Source organism: Methylobacterium sp. UNCCL125 (assembly GCF_900116795.1).
GTDB classification, from domain to species: Bacteria; Pseudomonadota; Alphaproteobacteria; order Rhizobiales; family Beijerinckiaceae; genus Methylobacterium; species Methylobacterium fujisawaense.
In genome coordinates this window covers 1-16,020 of record NZ_FPBW01000057.1, presented here as the reverse complement: position 1 = coordinate 16,020, position 16,020 = coordinate 1, and the positions used below count along the sequence as shown (strand labels likewise).

General features: G+C 58.9%; 11 protein-coding genes. 4 read left to right on the top strand and 7 right to left on the bottom strand.

Going from position 1 to position 16,020, the window contains the following annotated elements; translation table 11 throughout:
• The coding region (locus BM396_RS30790; RefSeq protein ID WP_210187148.1) for a transposase at window positions 1–199 on the top strand (199 nt) is incomplete at its 5' end.
• 505 nt (window positions 200–704) lie between these two features.
• Here the strand turns inward: BM396_RS30790 and BM396_RS30785 are convergent.
• The 7 genes from BM396_RS30785 to BM396_RS30755 all read right to left on the bottom strand — a co-directional run bounded on the left by BM396_RS30785 (window position 705) and on the right by BM396_RS30755 (window position 11,285).
• Window positions 705–1,862, bottom strand: coding sequence for a DegT/DnrJ/EryC1/StrS family aminotransferase (locus tag BM396_RS30785; RefSeq protein WP_051976296.1), 1,158 nt, complete (start codon window positions 1,860–1,862; stop codon window positions 705–707).
• Window positions 1,863–3,077: 1,215 nt separating this feature from the next.
• Entirely contained in the window at window positions 3,078–3,500 is a 423-nt protein-coding gene (locus tag BM396_RS30780; RefSeq protein ID WP_051044675.1) for a GtrA family protein, read from the bottom strand.
• Window position 3,501: 1 nt separating this feature from the next.
• On the bottom strand, window positions 3,502–4,983 hold the full coding sequence (locus BM396_RS30775; RefSeq protein WP_043387913.1) for a UbiA family prenyltransferase: 1,482 nt from the start codon (window positions 4,981–4,983) through the stop codon (window positions 3,502–3,504).
• Between the two features lie 283 nt (window positions 4,984–5,266).
• Window positions 5,267–7,675 (bottom strand): WD40/YVTN/BNR-like repeat-containing protein, encoded by a 2,409-nt coding sequence (locus tag BM396_RS30770; RefSeq protein ID WP_199807271.1) that lies wholly within the window; start codon window positions 7,673–7,675, stop codon window positions 5,267–5,269.
• A 381-nt stretch (window positions 7,676–8,056) separates the two neighbouring features.
• Entirely contained in the window at window positions 8,057–9,100 is a 1,044-nt protein-coding gene (locus BM396_RS30765) for a glycosyltransferase family 2 protein (RefSeq protein WP_244539023.1), read from the bottom strand.
• Between the two features lie 20 nt (window positions 9,101–9,120).
• Entirely contained in the window at window positions 9,121–10,296 is a 1,176-nt protein-coding gene (locus BM396_RS30760; RefSeq protein ID WP_158713314.1) for a glycosyltransferase, read from the bottom strand.
• Between the two features lie 104 nt (window positions 10,297–10,400).
• Entirely contained in the window at window positions 10,401–11,285 is an 885-nt protein-coding gene (locus tag BM396_RS30755; RefSeq protein WP_236961284.1) for a WecB/TagA/CpsF family glycosyltransferase, read from the bottom strand.
• A gap of 1,393 nt (window positions 11,286–12,678) precedes the next feature.
• Here BM396_RS30755 and BM396_RS30750 point away from each other — a divergent pair.
• The 3 genes from BM396_RS30750 to BM396_RS30740 form a co-directional block, all read left to right on the top strand.
• A complete protein-coding gene (locus BM396_RS30750) occupies window positions 12,679–13,347 on the top strand; it encodes a sugar transferase (protein WP_091995281.1) in 669 nt (222 codons plus the stop codon).
• Between the two features lie 137 nt (window positions 13,348–13,484).
• Window positions 13,485–14,528 carry an NAD-dependent epimerase/dehydratase family protein gene (locus tag BM396_RS30745; protein WP_158713315.1) on the top strand — a complete coding sequence of 348 codons (1,044 nt, stop codon included), beginning with the start codon at window positions 13,485–13,487 and terminating at the stop codon, window positions 14,526–14,528.
• Between the two features lie 1,287 nt (window positions 14,529–15,815).
• Window positions 15,816–16,020, top strand: a 205-nt coding sequence (locus tag BM396_RS30740; RefSeq protein WP_210187147.1) for a transposase, incomplete at its 3' end; no start/stop codon positions are given.

Genomic DNA, 16,020 nt, shown 5'->3' with positions numbered 1-16,020 from the left:
GCTGACCGTGCGCGACGCCATCCCGGCTCCCCATCGCCTGGCCAAGGCCGAGTTCGCGACGATCCGCCTGCGCCTGCTCAAGCTTGGGGCTCGCATCCACGAGACCACTGCCCGTGTTCGTCTCGCCTTCGCCGCCGCCTGTCCCGAGGCCGACTTGCTGCGCCATATCGCGGGCGCACTCGCCCCAGCGCCAGCCTGAACCACGGGGCGTGATGCCCCATCGACACCGCTCCCGTCCCTCCAGCGCCGACAGCACAACCAGATCCATACGCGTCAGGACAGACGCACGATCCCGCTCGCCTTCAGCTCAAAACACGTCGCCAGCCAAACCCTGGTGAATAAAGCGGGTTAGAGCGCTGCTCAATCCTGGGTGATGCCGCTGCCGCGACGGCGACGCTCACTCGGGCCTTTCCGCGAAGATGCCGATGGACATCCTTGCACGTTGCGCTCCCCGGGCATTCGGTCGCGCATACGACGCGACCGCGCGATCTCGGCAGCCTGATCGGACAGGGACGCAACCGGGCCGCAGGAAGAAGCCCGCATCGATTCTGCCGACCGAAAACGCGGGGCGAGCGCCCGTTCAGCGAGGTACGCCGCGGCTTCGCATTGGCCATCGGGCGTGAACGCCCGACTTGTCCTGGCCATCCGACACCGTTGCCGAACAGCTGGGGCACAACCGAGGCATGCGAGACACCGAGGTGTGATCAGGACGCGATCGGTGCAGGCTCGGCGCCCGATAAGCCCGTTGTCGCAATGGAACGCCGCAGGGCCGCGATGACTTCGTCCTGCTCATCCTCACGCAGGCTCGGGTATAGCGGAAGCGAGAGCGTACCTTCGCCCCAGTGCCACGAGATGGGATATCGAAGCTGCGCTTGCGCGGTGCGGTACAGGCTCAGCGCGGGAACACAGCGATAGTTCACGGTCGCACCGATCTTGGCCTCGCCGAGAGCATTCAAGACGGCATCCCGCGCACCGCCCGGAACGTGGATCGGGAACAGATGCCGCGCCGAGACAGCGTCGGCGTCGATGGTCGGCCATCTGAAGGGCGTGCCCGCGAGTGCAGCCTCATACCGTCTGCAGAGACGCTCCCGGATCTGCAGTTGCAGGTCGATCTCAGCGATCTGCGGCTCCAGAAGGACCGCGAGCAAATCCGGGAGGTTGGCCTTCGTCCCCAAGCGGGCGATGTCCCAATGGCGGTAGGTGTGCCCCTCGAAACGCCGGGCCGCGCTCGCCGACATGCCGTGTTGAACGGTCTGAGCCAAGGCATCCGCCAGAGCCAAATCGTTTGTGACGACGGCGCCGCCTTCGCCACAGGTCACATTCTTGGTCGCGTAGAACGAGAAGATCGCCGCATCGCCGAGCTGCCCCGGACGCCGGCCGTCTCGCGTACCTTCGAAGCAGTGCGCCGCGTCTTCAATGATTTTGACCGACTCGGGGATCACGGCCCTGAGCGACGGTATATCCACCATGTGGCCATACAGATGAACCGGGATGACGGCTCTGGTCCTCGTGGTCACCGCCTGCCCTGCCTGGGTCAGGTCCATGAGCAACGTTCGCGCATCAACGTCCACGAAAATCGGTGTCGCTCCAACTTGCCGGACGACATTGGCTGTCGCGGCGAATGTCATGGCAGGAACGATGACCTCGTCGCCCGGTCCGATATCGAGGGCGAGCAAAGTTGCGACCGCGCCCTGCGTCCAGCTTGACGTCAGCTTGGCGCTCCCGACCCCGAAAAAGCGGCGCAGCGTCGTTTCGACCTCCTGGCACCGCGGACCGCTCGTGAGAAAGGGACTCGCGAGAACCGATGCGACACGTTCAGCGTAGCAAGCCGGGAGGGCGTGTCGATAAAATGGGACAGCCATTCAGCTGACCTCGCTGAAGGAGGGTTGTTCGGTATCAGTATACACCGTCCGGGCAGTCGGAATACCGCGCGGTATAACAGATCAAGCCCCCCACGAGACGGCCGTCCGATCGTCTGATCTGCTCTGATGTCTGTCGACGCGACGCGCGTCAGGCTCCCGCGGGCCGACACGGCCGAGGCCGCTTTACGCCTTTGGTCCGGTCGCCAAGGGTCGCGGCCCCCTGAGCATACGGCGCACCCGCAGCGCAGGGCCCAAACACGCGCCGACTCAATGAAGGCCCCCGTTGCCTGAGCGGTTCCCCGCAGATGCCATCGGATTTCTCGCGCGACGCGATCGCTGCTGCCTTGCTCAAGTCCAAGCTGCGGACAGGAGATCCAGATTGCCGTGCCGGCGGGGACGTCGTTGAGACCGGGGACCGAGCTCGGCGCCGTCCTCGGTTGCATCGGCTGAGGCGCGACGCGGTCCAGTTCACCGCTCATGAGCGTCGTCGCGATAGGGGTCCGGTGGTCGGCCTTACCGAGGTACTGCGCTGGCAAATTACTGTTTACGCTTCTGTAACGATTGACGAGGAGAGTTCGCGATCGGCGTGAGCTGGCGATTGCTCCAAGCGAGGATGCCCAGACATGGTCTTTATCATCGCCTCGGCTTTCGCAGCGGCTCTCGTTGCGTTCATCTCCACGATCGGCAGCGGCTTGGTTTTCTCGATCCTCGCGGTCTTCATCTCTGGCAATTGTGCCGCTCTGCTCGCTGGATGCTGGCTCATGCGCCAGCGGGGCGCGGCTTAACGGGATCGGTTGCTGGCGGACCGACCGCTCGACCTCCTGATCGCTCGTGACACGCAAGCCAACCTGCCTGCGCGGCAAATCATCGACCGCCGGTTCCGGGGATAAGCGCGCGGTTCCAGGATCAAGACGACCGTACCAGCCGAAGCCGCTCGGACCACCGTTCGACACGACGTTGCCGACACCTCAGCGATCGCGAAATCGCGGCGTCTGGCTCGGGTGAGGCGCAGCATCCCCGGCCTTCCGGAACGAAGGGCTCCAGGCGGCGCGATTCGGCCTAACCGGCGCGGCTTCGGCGGGTCTCGCGCCGCTCCAGCCGACGAACGTGCGCGGCAAGGCGCGAGGGGATGATCCGCGGATGCGCGACAGTCCGTTTTGACGCCGCGCGCGGGACAGCAGCACGGGGGCATGATCAGCGCTCTCGGAGGAGCATTCAGGCCGTCCTGAAGGTGACCGTCTTGTGTCCAATATAGTTGGCGACGGCACCGGCCATGATACCGATCGCGTGCGCGGCAGGCGCCGCGATCTCTGTAAGGCCGAGCGGCATCAACAGCCCATCGCGTGCGACAATCGCCACCGCCACGGTGACGAGTCCCCCGATCAGATTGACCAGGAGGAACCCCCCGAGTTGCGCGGCAAGGGATCGCGACGAGCCTGGGAAGACGAAGCTGCGGTAGATCAGGAAGCCAATCACCATGCCGAGCGCGGTCGCTGTGGCGACCGCAAGCGCGAACGGCATTACGGTGTTGAACAGGAAGCGTGATGCCCAACTCACGCCCGAGGCGAAGCCGCCCGCGAGCAGAAATCGGACGCGCTGGTCGAGGCGGATGAGGTCCTGCAGGTAGAGCCGCATCATCTCAGACCGAAAAGCCCGCCCAAGCCAGCACGAAGCACATCGCGAGCGCACTGCCGGCCGTCAACGCCAGCCGGTCCGTCAGCGCGAAGACAACCGGATCATCCTGCAGCGTGCCGCGCTGGCACGCGACCCAGATTCGCCCCAGGATGATCGACAGCGCCAGGGGGAAGCCCCAGAGCCATGCCACATCGCCATAGAAGGTCTGCTTGAAGGCGTCGTCGATCACGTAGAACACCAAGATCAGGAGCGCGGACGTGCCCGCGGCGACACCGGCGGCCAGCACGAGGGGCAAATCCACTGCCACGTAGCCGCGTCCGTTGATCTGAGCCGCGCCGCGCGCCGTGGCACGGGCGATCTCGGTGTGGCGCTTCGCCAAGGCCAGTGAGGTGAACAGGAACATCGAGAACACGAACAGCCACGGCGAGGCGATGGCCTCCACAGCGGCGGTGCCCACCGCCAACCGAATCGTGAAGAGGCTGGCGAGCGTCAAGGCGTCGAGCAGGACCACCCGCTTGAGATAGAACGAGTAGGCGAGCGTTAGCCCGGTATAGGCTGCCAGCGTGAGAACCACCTTCGGGCCAGCCAGCGCGCCGAGCAGGAATCCAGCTCCCAGGCCGGCCGGCACGGCGGCGAGGCCGTAGACGATCGGAAACTGGCCGCTGGCGAGAGGACGGTTCTTCTTAGACCAATGCCGTCGATCGTCCGCGACGTCCCAGATGTCGTTGAGGATGTAGGTCGCCGAGGCGATCAGGCAGAGCGCCACGAAGCTGATCGCGAGCGATCCGAGGGCGGACGGGTCGAGGAAGCGGTTGGCCAGGACTGCGGGCACGAGAACAAGCGCATTCTTGGCCCATTGATGGGACCGCATGCTCTTGAGGAGCAGGCGACCGTAGGGCGGGCGCCGGAAGACGCCGGCGACGTCGGCTGCTCTGCCGGCCGCGCGCTCCACCCCCGGGGAGGCGCCGACCACGATCGCCTGCCGGGCGGCATGCCACACCGGCAGATCGGCGCGGCTGTCGCCCGCATAGTCGAAGCCGAGCGGGAAACGGCGGGCGAGCTCAGCCGCTTTGGCGGCCCCTTTCAGATTCGTCTGCCCGTCGCTGGCGATGACGCTGCTGATGAAGGGGAAGCGGCGGGCGATCTGGGAGGCCGTGACATTGTCGGTGGCAGTCGACATGTGAATCGGCCGGCCTCCCTTGGCCTCGGCCTCTGCGAAGGCGACCAGCTCGGGGTTTTCCGGCAGCGCCTCAATGTCGAGCGTAACAGCCTGGGCCATGCGCCGCTTCAGGTGGGCGCGGCCGCTCATGGCCCAGTAGAGCATGCGCAGGACGTTCAGCGGATCGGCCCGCACCAACGCAAGCGCCTTCTCGTAGAGGACATCAGTCCGCAGGAGCGTTCCGTCGAGATCGAGGATGAGGGGAACCTCGCGAGACCCGAGTTTCGGCCAAGCCGGGTGCCGAACGGCCTCGACCCCCGAAGCGATGTGCCCTGACAGCACGGATCCGGCTCCCAAGCTCGGAGACCGGCCATACTGAATGCGGCGGGTGATATCGTGCAGAACAGATCGCATCATCACAGACCGAAAGCTCCGCTACCGATTTAAACAGGGCCACCTCAATCACGACTGCTGAATTGCCGTGATCCATATCCGGCTGGTCAGGTCACGACCGAGATGACAATTTCCCAGCCGAAGACTCACTGCCGGAGTCGCCACAGCGCCGTTCTTCGGGGCCCCGCGGCGACCGGAGAGGCCGCCATCGCGGGTCTCAGCGCAGCGAAAAGCATTCTGCGTCCTCTCCGAATGCGTAGGGCTTCGCTTTGCAGTCGGCCGGTTCCCCGACCAGGAAACCGGACCCCATGTAACCCACGTAGACACGGCCGAAATGATCGGTGTCGGCGCCGAGAACAGTGACCTGATCCAAGCTGCCGACGGGGAAAGCCCCTATCTTCGTCCAATTCTCACCTTCATCAATCGATCGCCAGAATCCATATTCGCCATTCAGCCGACCGGATAAGAAAATTGTAGGATAACCTGCCTGATTAGGTCGACCAAAAGCGATATCATCCACTTGGCTGATACCGCGGATCGAGGTCCAGGTTTCCCCGCCGTCGCGGCTGCGCCTCAGGGGCGTCCCCGTTGCGTACGGGATGCCCGACGTGAAGAAGAGCTCGCCCGGTCGACCTGGCACGGCGCGGAGCTTCGCGGCGTACCCGGTGTTCGGCGCGATCTCACCCTTGAAGACTTGGCGCCAAGTCTCGCCACCGTCGCCCGTCCGCCAAAGCCCTTGGAGCCGCTGATTCGCCCCCTCCCCGCTGTGAACGAGATAGAAGACGCCGGGCCGCGTGCCGTCCGCCGTGAGTGTCTTCCGCGACAGGTATATGTGCGGATGTGAGCCCGTGAACGGAAGGGACTCGCCGCTCAGTACCACCCGTCGCCAGCTTCGGCCGAGATCTTTCGTGTAGAACGGAGCGCGGTTATAGGTCGGCTCCCAGACGATGTTGTTGGTGTCGCCGGCCGAGACCGCGATCGTACCGAACGCCATGCGCCAGGGGTCCTCGGGACGGGTCCCCGGCGGGGTCGGAAGCGCGGCGAATTTGGTCCAGCTGTCGCCGCCATCCAAGCTGTACCCGGCTAGCACGGCATCGCCGTCTTCCGAGCAGCAGGACGTTCGGGTATCGGACGCATTCGTCACAACGAATCGCGGATTGGCGGGTGTCAGCGCCACTTGCTGTGCTGCGATCAGCACACGCTCTTTCGGACCATATGTCGTTGAGTACGCCGTCAAGTCCCGCTTGACGTGAATACCGAAATCCCAGACCGCAAACAGGGGGGCCTGCCCTGGGGCTTGGTTGACGTCGTTCGCGACGAGCTCCTCAATCCCCCGGGTCTGGCTGACCCACGTCACTGTCCGCGAAGAGTCGGAGAGGTCGGCGTAGAACACGCCCATGCCTGCGCCAGCCCAGAGCCGATCCTTCTTCACAGGATCGAACATGATACGGCTCATGGCGAAGTAGGACGCATTGCTGACGCGAAGCCATGGCGGGTCGCCGGACCCGACCCGGGACTCATGCGCCAGTCGTGTCCACAACCGTCCTCCGTCATTCGATCGGAACACCGTCCCGCTTTCATCGATGACGAGGATGCGTGAATCGTCCGGGTCGATCGCCACGGCTGCGAAGGGCAGGCTTGGCAGGCCTCCGTTGGATGTAAGGCTCTGCCATGCACCCCCGCGATAACGCCAAGCCATTCGTGTCTCGCGATCGACACCGAAGAAGGTCCCGTCGCGCGCGAAGGCGCCCTGCGTGAGAAGCGACGGCCCGCCCTGCCCGTCGGATGCCAGGCGGGAAAAGCTTCGGCCGCCGTCGGACGAGGCGAAAAGGCCGTTTCCGGCCGACATCGCCCAGACGCGCCCTGCGACTTGGCCGCCCGGTTTCTCGAACCACGTGATGATGCCGGGGCTCTGATGGCCGTCCTGCGCCGGGCGTAGATCCATCGCCGGAGGCACGGTCGGGATGCGTGACCACGTCACGCCGCCGTCATCGGTACGCCAGAGACCATCGGCCGGAGTTCCGACGAGCGCAACGTCCGGACGCACAGGGTCGACCGAAATGAACGGCCCGTAATTGCGGAACTCGCTATTCGGATCGAAGCCATGCTCGAACGGAGCTGTCGATGAGGCGGCGAATGACCGCCCTCCATCCCGCGAGGTAAGGACCCTTCCCTTCAGAGCCAGATAGATCCGGCGCGCGTCGGACGGGGCAACGACGACCTCGTACACCCCCTCGTTGAGTCCGTTCTGAACGTGAAACGTCGACGGCATCGACGCGGTGGTCACCAATTGGATCCACCGATTGGCCGTGTCGCTCCAGATATAAGCTCCGTACACATCCGCTCTGACGACGCGCGTCGACCCGCTGGCATCGGATGAGTATCCGGTTATGAATCCACCGCCGCCGATCTTCACCGGCCGCCAGAGATAGGTCTCCGCACGAGCGACGGGCAGCAGCACGAGCCCCCAAAGCAACAGGGCGAGACCGCGTAAAGACACGGACAGCGACAGGCGCATCATCGACGAGCGTCGCTGATCGAACGGCCGACGAAGCCTCCACATGCAATGCGCGACCGCAGATCGCCCGGTCATCTTCGGGTCCGCAAGACCGAGTTCAGCCAGCATCAACTCAACCAACATTGGCTGCAACCATGAACCCTCGTGCAGCAACGGACCGCCAATTGACCCAATCCCGGCACCACACGGGGATTTGCCAGACCTGTCGGTCGCCGGTCGATCCGCACCCGCTTCTTCCGCAGAGCATCGCGGTGTTCGGCCGCATCGCGAATTGAACCGAAGCGAACAATTGGCCTACCCCTGATTCAGTTATGGTCTGGACGCCCACAATCAGCCTCGCCTTCCCTTTTTCTCGATCTCCGAACTACGACCTTAATTACTTGAACACAGCCATCGAGACAAAGGCCGAGGTTTTAAATTCACGTCTTGAGCGAATGAGACATCAAGCCCGAATTTCCCCAAGATCAGCAACCGTGACTTGCCATTTATTCACCCCCTGATGATCACCGCCTCCAATCGTTCCGTCGGCGATCGGCGCGATGCGGCGAACCCCGCAAAAAAGCCGATTGCAACCGTGTTCCACGCCACGAACGAATATAGCCCGGCTTGCACTGAGCCGCGCCGCAGCGTGAGAAACAGCACGGGTAGGACAATCGCCACGAGAAGGTACGCGAGGTAATGCCAGTCTGAGACTGCCAATATCGTCAATGTGAGAATTGCGGCCCACCAGATCACGACGACAGCGCATGTCCAGAACTGCGTAAGTTTAGAAAGCGCTTGCCGACCGCGAGGCCGGGCGAGGATTGCCCGAGAAACTTGGCCGACGCCGTTCGCGTAGCCAGATAGAAATCGAGCCCGCAGGAGCTTATAGCTTTCGGACGTATGCCCATAATGCACGACGGCAGGAACATCGAGCCGGGTGAGTTTCCAGCCATCCGCAATCAATCGCGAAGCGAGCTCAAATTCTTCAAATGATTTCAAATTTCGGTCTGCGAAATACCCGCTCTGCTTTACCGCCGAGACGCGATAAAGCCCCCCACAATCGAGACGGTCGATCAGACGAGGGTAATAAGCGCATCTCCTTTCCGCATTGATTTTCCGTGTGCGGAATTCATGGTTCTCGACATTCGCCTCTTCGACACGCCCCCCGACCCCGGCGAAATCCGGATGCGTCTCCAAAAATGGTATCGCACACGGCAGGAATGAACGATCGATCTCCATATCACCGTCGAGAAGGTAGAAGAACTCTCCGCGGGCGAACATATACGCGAGTTGGGCACCAGCGCCGCACGAGCGCTCGGCTGGATTCGCCAATTGGACGATCTTTACGTCGTACCGCAACGCAATCTCCAGCGTACCGTCCGTGGATCCGCTATCAGCGATCAAGACTTCACCACCGTACGGAGCGGCGGCCTCAAGCGCAGTTTCGATCGCCCGCCCGATCCGGGCGGCCTCATTAAAAACTTTAATCCCGATTGTGAGCTTCATTGCCAGTTCCGCATCGAAGGACTCTTTCAGACGAACGTCACCCATTCCTCGGCCGAAAACCGACGTTAAGACACAAGATTCTCGTAGAGTGACATGGTTTTATCGAATGAAAGTGCTGCCGCGATATGTCTTGATCGCAAAGCCATGTCCTCATAATATTCATGATCGAAAGACAATCGGTCAATAGACCGGGCCAAGCTACGCGCATCGTCGATATCAACTGAAATGCCGCAGTGTCGGCCAATTTCGTCAGTTATAAATTCCAATTGAACTGGGATATTCGAAACGACAAGCGGCAACCCAAGTTTGGCCGCTTCGATGAGTGCGAGGCTATGGCCTTCGAAGCGACTCATCTGCACGAAGACATCGGCCGCCGCGAGCATGCGAAGTGCATCTTTGCGGCCCATGAGTCCGAGAAATTTTACCCGATCCGTTACACCGAGGCAGTCAGCCAGTGACCGCAGTCTCGTCTCCTCAGGTCCATGCCCTATGATGCTCACAATCACGTTTGGCATGTACAACGCCGCTTTGATCAAGACGTCGTAATTCTTTTGCGCTGAGAGGCGGCCGAGGCTTATAACGCGAAAAGGGGCATCACCCCCGATGCGCGGTTGCCTCATCCGGAACAATTCCGAAAGATGCTGCTCGATCGCAGGAGAAAGCGCGTTGCTGATGACCCGCTGCTTTGATCGCAACCACCCCCGCCCCCGGTGATACGACGTCGCGACCGTCTTCGAGACACTGACTGACGCCGAGACGTTCGGCGGCACAGAGGCATATCGATCAAGCCAATTCATAGGCCATTTCAACGTATTCGCAGGCGTATGATGCGATGTGATAGCTCGAATGCGCCGGTAGGAAAGCAAAGCCGCCGCGGGCACCAATAGGTTTGTGGCTGGCATCGCTGTCACGACACAATCTGGCGTATCCTTCCTGAAGAGCAGAACAAGATCTCTGACCAAGCAGAGAAGACGGCGCATCGATCGTGGCTTCTCAGAGACCACGTGGTGCCAAGGGACGCGTTCATCGCCAGCCATCGATGTGTCGGCACTCGGCCAAAGCGCGATGAGACGTGTTCGAAATCCCTTAGCCGCCAATCCAGCAGCCAGATCGCTCCACAGCTCGCCGACACCACCGGATGACGAATGGTTGGCAAAAAAGTAAACGGTCGGCTGCGACCGTATCGAGGCTTTCCGTACGGAACGCTGGATCGGCTCCGTCAACGATACCGCAGCGCACATCCCAATCCGCCTCATTGATTGTCACCTAGCCCGGCACCTGAGCATGGATCCGGTTTTCTGTAATTAGTCCACAATCAATATTCGGATATAGATAAGATATGATATCATTTTAGTACAACTGGTCCACGATAGATCGGATCGTCGTACGTTTTGGTCAAAAGATAAAATAATGCGACGGGGTTAGACCATAAATAGCGAAACAATAATCGTCTCGGCTCCTGATAAATCCTGTAAAGCCACTCAAGACCGATATCTTGCATCCATCGCGGCGCTCGCGGAACGTCCTCAGCGATGTGATCGAAGAGCCCGCCGCAGGTTCTGATCCAGGCCAAACCGCCCAGTTTCTTCTGCCATGAACAAGCGATCTCTTCCTGCATCGGACTGCCTAGACCGAGCCATAAGACCTGCGCTCCTGTGCGGAGTATCTCAGAACAGATCTCATCCTCGTCGGCGCGATTGAAATACCCGTCGCGGCACCCAACCACCTGTAGATTCGGAAAAATCAGCTTCAACTTTTGCGATGCACGCAAAGCCACCTCAGGCTTTCCGCCCAGAAAATAAAAACGTATGCACTTCTGGGATGCTAGATCGGCGCAATCATGAATGAGATCAGTCGTCGCCACCCGCTCGGGCAAGGGACTTCGACAGAACAGGCGCGACGCAAAGACGAGCGATGCACCGTCAGCATCGACGATTGAAGCCTTGGAAATCAGCCGCCGAAAGTCTCTATTCAGATGAAATCTCGCAATTACCGATCCATTTGACGCGACGATTATTCGGGGCTCAGCAAGATGCCCCAGAGATACCAAACGGCAATCCTCATCCATGCGGCGTGCCAGTTGTTTGCGCGATAGCACTGCGGTGGGAATCCCACCAACACGGATCAGGGACGTTCGACCACTGGATTCATTGAGTAGCGCACCGTGAACCAGCTGCCGCTGAAAAGTGTTGTCGTCACGAGAACCGGAACGACTGTCGTTCAGTCGCACGGCCCCGTCTGCACGGAGCCGGCGCTGCACAGCACCTGACCATCTAAAGTATGTCGACAACCGGCCAAAATGCGACATCTCTACATCCCTCCTATAGCGCTCGGGAGTAGGGCCTACACGGCATCTTAACAGTTTGTTAACCTATATCCAGGCGATCACCGGAACGCAATACCGAATTCGATGGACCTAAAAAGGCACTTTGAGTCGAGTCTCCGCCCTCATCGAGAGCGGAAACTGGATTGATCAAACGCGCCTCAAATCCCTGGTTAAAAAATTGCCGGTCAGCTCATAAAATCGGCAATCTGAGGACAGCTAGCCGGCATCAAACGGCTTGATTACAATCTTCCGATCACTCGGCTCACGAGAAACATCCCAGGGCCCTCAACCGACAAACCGTTTTAACGTCACCGCCGATCGCGAGCAGCACTCGCGCAACAGAGTTCGGCTATTCGACGCGAAAGACAGAGCGATTGAGCGTTTCTGGCTGCGTTTTTCATCCGTCTCGTAGCCTGCAGTGAAGTGCGCTTTGCTTTCGTCGGCAGAGCGACACGAGCGGCGTGACGGGGGGCCATCCATTTGTCAGATTCCGGCGACTTTCCAGGAAAACGTGCGAAGAGACAGGCCTTTCGGTTCCGCCGATCTCAAAACGCGATGTCTGTTTTCATATTATTTGTGACAGCATGATAATCCGATGGTTTATCCACGAGCCGATTTTCTCAAGACTCGTATTATCACAGCAGCGGAAAACGGTTCGTAGGCACTGGTCATTCTGCCATCATTGACATGATTTTGCCCGTTTCTATGGACCGTCCCTCATAGGCCGCACGCCTAATCTGAACATCAACCAGTCATCTGCTAAAATCGATTTTCATCTCCGGGAAATGCAAGCAATGTATAAACATTAACCCTATTGCCAGACGGCGCGATAGCCGATATAGAGAATTCGGCCACGTTATCGAGGCCGCACACCAAGGCCGAGATGCGGCGCGGATTTCTAGAGTTGGCTGTCTATTAGCGTGCGCCGCGCACCAGAGCTTTTGCGAGTTCTGTGGAAACGTCGAGTTGCGAAGTCATTCCTAATAAATCTCGGAGCTGCGAAAATGCCAAACAGCAGCCTTCTGCGATAGTATCTCGCAACGTTCGTATGGTGCGATCTCGCGCGAATCCGTATTTTTTGAAAGCGCCTAATACAATGAATGGGCAACTCAAGCTTACTTGAACAATATTGTAGAATAAATTATACTTTTAGTCATTGATGATATACGATCGTTCGTCATAGATACCATCCCTTTATATTTATTTTTAGTTGACATGAAATAAAGCTAGGAGGATATTTGCAATACGCCGCTTTGACTCAATCGATTATGTGAAATAGATCGAGGAGACTTAAGCGATGAGTTCTGCTGAACACGGGTTGCTTGTGACCTCAGGTCCTGAAGCTCGAACGGGGGCTGAACACACATCCAATATTCGGCACAGCGTGCATGTCGCAATCGATATAACTGTTGCGGCAGCTGCCATCCTCCTTCTTATGCCGCTTTTCGTTTTGATCGCCATTTTGGTCTCGCTCGACAGTCCTGGACCTATTTTGTTCCGACAGGAACGGACTGGACTGAAGGGTCGCAAATTCAATATATATAAATTTCGTACGATGCATGTTCAAGAAAACGGACCCGTCGTGCAACAGGCGAGTCGCAGCGATGTGCGCGTAACTCGGATCGGAAAATTTCTAAGACGCAGCAGTCTCGACGAACTTCCGCAACTGCTAAACGTGATCAAGTGTGACATGGCGATTGTCGGACCTCGTCCACACGCTGTTTCCCACGACATTTACTATGGAAAAATAATCCCCAATTACAATGCTCGGTTCAACGTGCGCCCCGGTATCACCGGATGGGCACAGATTAGTGGGTCACGGGGCGCAACGCCTTGCTCTGCCGATATGGAAAAGCGCCTTGCGCTCGATCTTTGGTATGTATCAAACGCAAGCCTTATGCTTGATTTCAAGATTATCGTGAAAACCGTTTTAATGTGCCTGGCATTCAAGCTGGATGCTTACTGAAATCGCAATCTAAAAAGAATGCAACGGCTTTTTGTTGGCGCCCTAGATTAGAACGGATGCTGCGTTCCCCGGGACGGGCTGCACATATTGGCGCTTCGGCGTCCCGAAATCCGGTAGCTCCAAGCGAGGTTTTCGCGATGCAGAAGACAGTTGCTGTTACTGGCGCCGCGGGATACATCGGTTCTGTTCTCGTCACACAGCTTCTGAATGTCGGCTATCGCGTTCGAGCAATCGATGCTTTTTTTTTCGGGCATCAGTCATTGCTTAGCCTTCAAGACCATCCCGCGATGGAGATTCTGCGGTGTGACATCCGCAATTATCCGCCAGGGGTTTTCGATGATTGCGACATTGTTGTCGATTTAGCCGCATTGTCGAATGACCCGTCCGGAGACCTCGATGCTGAACTAACGCGTTCGATCAATGAGCGGGGACGGATCGCCTCGGTGATGCTCGCTGAGCGGGCTGGGGTCAAACGCTATCTCTTTGCAAGTTCCTGTGCCGTCTATGGTGAGCATATTGGTAGCGACGTGAGTGAGGATTCAACGCTTCGGCCGCTCACATTATATGCGGAGACGTGTGCAAAAGCCGAAGAGGTCGTATTGAGCCGAAACAGATCGGATTTCACCACCGTATCCTTGCGGAATGGTACCGTTTTTGGCCTTTCGCCACGGATGCGGTTCGACTTGGTGGTCAATAAAATGGCGCTCGATGCTTATGAACTCGGCTGCATCAGTGTCGTCGGAAATGGCGCACAATGGCGCCCTCTCATTCACGTTGAGGACGTCGCGCGAGCGTTTTTGCTTACCCTTGATGCGCCCGATCGGTCCATTGCCGGCCAAGTGTTCAACATAGGGCGTGAAAATTGCCAGATCTCGGAAATTGCATACCAAGTCTGGTTAGCAAGTGAGGCTGCAACAGCGATCTCCTATGTGGGTGTCGGTGAAGATCGTCGAAACTATCGCGTCAGCTTTGCCAAGGCTGAGAAAGGACTCGCGTTTCGGGCGCATCGGTCGATTGGGTGCGCCGTCTCGGACGTCCAAAAGGCGCTCCGGGATGGGCGGGCCGGTAATGCGCCTTGTTGTCATACGGTTGAATGGTATCGCTCCCTCTTAGCGACGAAGGGCACCGGTCTCGGTTTCGGGCCCCGGCATGTGACCGGCAATATGACTGCGATCCGGTGAACGTGTCCAAGCTAAAAGCGTGTTGTGGAGCGCCGACGAAATTCGAGGCAATCTGGCTTCAGGTGCCCAGAAGCGACTTTATCGAGCTGAGCTTTCATAGATGGAAACACCGTTTTCTCGATAAAGACCGCTGGTGACCGGCAGTAGCTACCGCAAAGATTCGAACGATGAGGCTTGGGCTTTTGGTTGCCTCTCCGATGTCTACGGCGCTATATCGGCGGCTTTGTGTCCTTGCTTATGTGCGCCCATCGATAATGGTAAATATAAAATGTTCCCAACGCGCTGGCGAACTGCACCGCCCCGCGCTGGTGTCAACGCGTAACCGGTCGTCTTGCAGATTACAGTCCATATCACGACAGGATTGCCAACGAATGATTTTGGCATTGTGAGCACAGATCGGATACCGAAGCTGTCATCTGGTCGCACAGCACCGGGCTCAGAGCCCGTGATTCGGATGGACGCACAAAGCTGATTTAGTCAGATATCGACCGTTCGCATCGACTTTATAACGAAACGCAGCAATCGCAAGTAACAGTCAAAAAAGGCCAATCACAGTGGCTCCGCTCGCTCAAATCAACGCCAAGATCGAATCTCTTGAATCACGAGCGAGCTAAATCGATGCCACACAGCGAGAGATCTGTATGCATGCAGCGGGGCAATAGCCGGAAAGATGCGATGTATCGTCAAATATATTACGGCCGCGCAGAGCAGCAGCGTCGAGGCAATACATAAAATCGCAATGACCAAACCGTCAGCAGCCCGAGCCGATCGAGATCGGGATCCGTGGGTGCTGTTTTGAACTTCAAGTGTGGGCTGAGCTTGGCGCAAATCCGGACACTCTATTATTCAGCAGGTGATTAACTACGCATATCTATTGCTCCATGTCGATACCGAGCCGACGAAAATATCGCTCGCCGGCGAACAATCGGGCTCCCGTCACTCGGTATATCCTGCGACGTGACACGATGCTGAAGCCGCTTCGACCGGCCCGCTCGATTGCCAATACAAAAGGCATACTGCCCCTGCGGACGGCGTGGGAATGGGTCCCAATTGCCCGGCTCCGGAGCCTTCAGGGTCACTGGATAAGCTGGCTGGTGCGCGGATGAATCGTGTTGTTCGATTGCAAGCCAGTTCGACAGAAGCCACTTGTCGGTCGCCATGCTAGCCCGTCTTATTCACGAGGACGGTGGATCTGGGATGGCGAGCGTAGCGTAAAGCATTGATGTGGCTTAGGGATTGGGTGCTGACGCCAAGCCTTCAGACCGCACCGAGCCTGCCACGCCCGCCATGTCCGATCCTACGTGTCTCCCGTTCGCGTTTCCATCCGTTCGGGGCAAGAAGCTCACAGCCGCCTTCGATGGCGGACGCCTGACCTCGGATGGCGGCGTCCTGCTGCTCGCCCAGGCCGCCCGGCGGTTGGACATCGCCGACAAGCTCGCCGCCGTGATCCCGGACCGGCGTGACCCCAGCCGGGTTCTGCATCCCTTGCCCG

Bases quoted from the DNA above. Each gene is read 5' to 3' on its own strand.
- BM396_RS30785 (WP_051976296.1), bottom strand. From the start codon at position 1,862: ATGGCTGTCCCATTTTATCGACACGCCCTCCCGGCTTGCTACGCTGAA.
- BM396_RS30780 (WP_051044675.1), bottom strand. From the start codon at position 3,500: ATGATGCGGCTCTACCTGCAGGACCTCATCCGCCTCGACCAGCGCGTC.
- BM396_RS30770 (WP_199807271.1), bottom strand. From the start codon at position 7,675: ATGCTGGCTGAACTCGGTCTTGCGGACCCGAAGATGACCGGGCGATCT.
- BM396_RS30765 (WP_244539023.1), bottom strand. From the start codon at position 9,100: ATGGGTGACGTTCGTCTGAAAGAGTCCTTCGATGCGGAACTGGCAATG.
- BM396_RS30760 (WP_158713314.1), bottom strand. From the start codon at position 10,296: ATGTGCGCTGCGGTATCGTTGACGGAGCCGATCCAGCGTTCCGTACGG.
- BM396_RS30750 (WP_091995281.1), top strand. From the start codon at position 12,679: ATGAGTTCTGCTGAACACGGGTTGCTTGTGACCTCAGGTCCTGAAGCT.
- BM396_RS30745 (WP_158713315.1), top strand. From the start codon at position 13,485: ATGCAGAAGACAGTTGCTGTTACTGGCGCCGCGGGATACATCGGTTCT.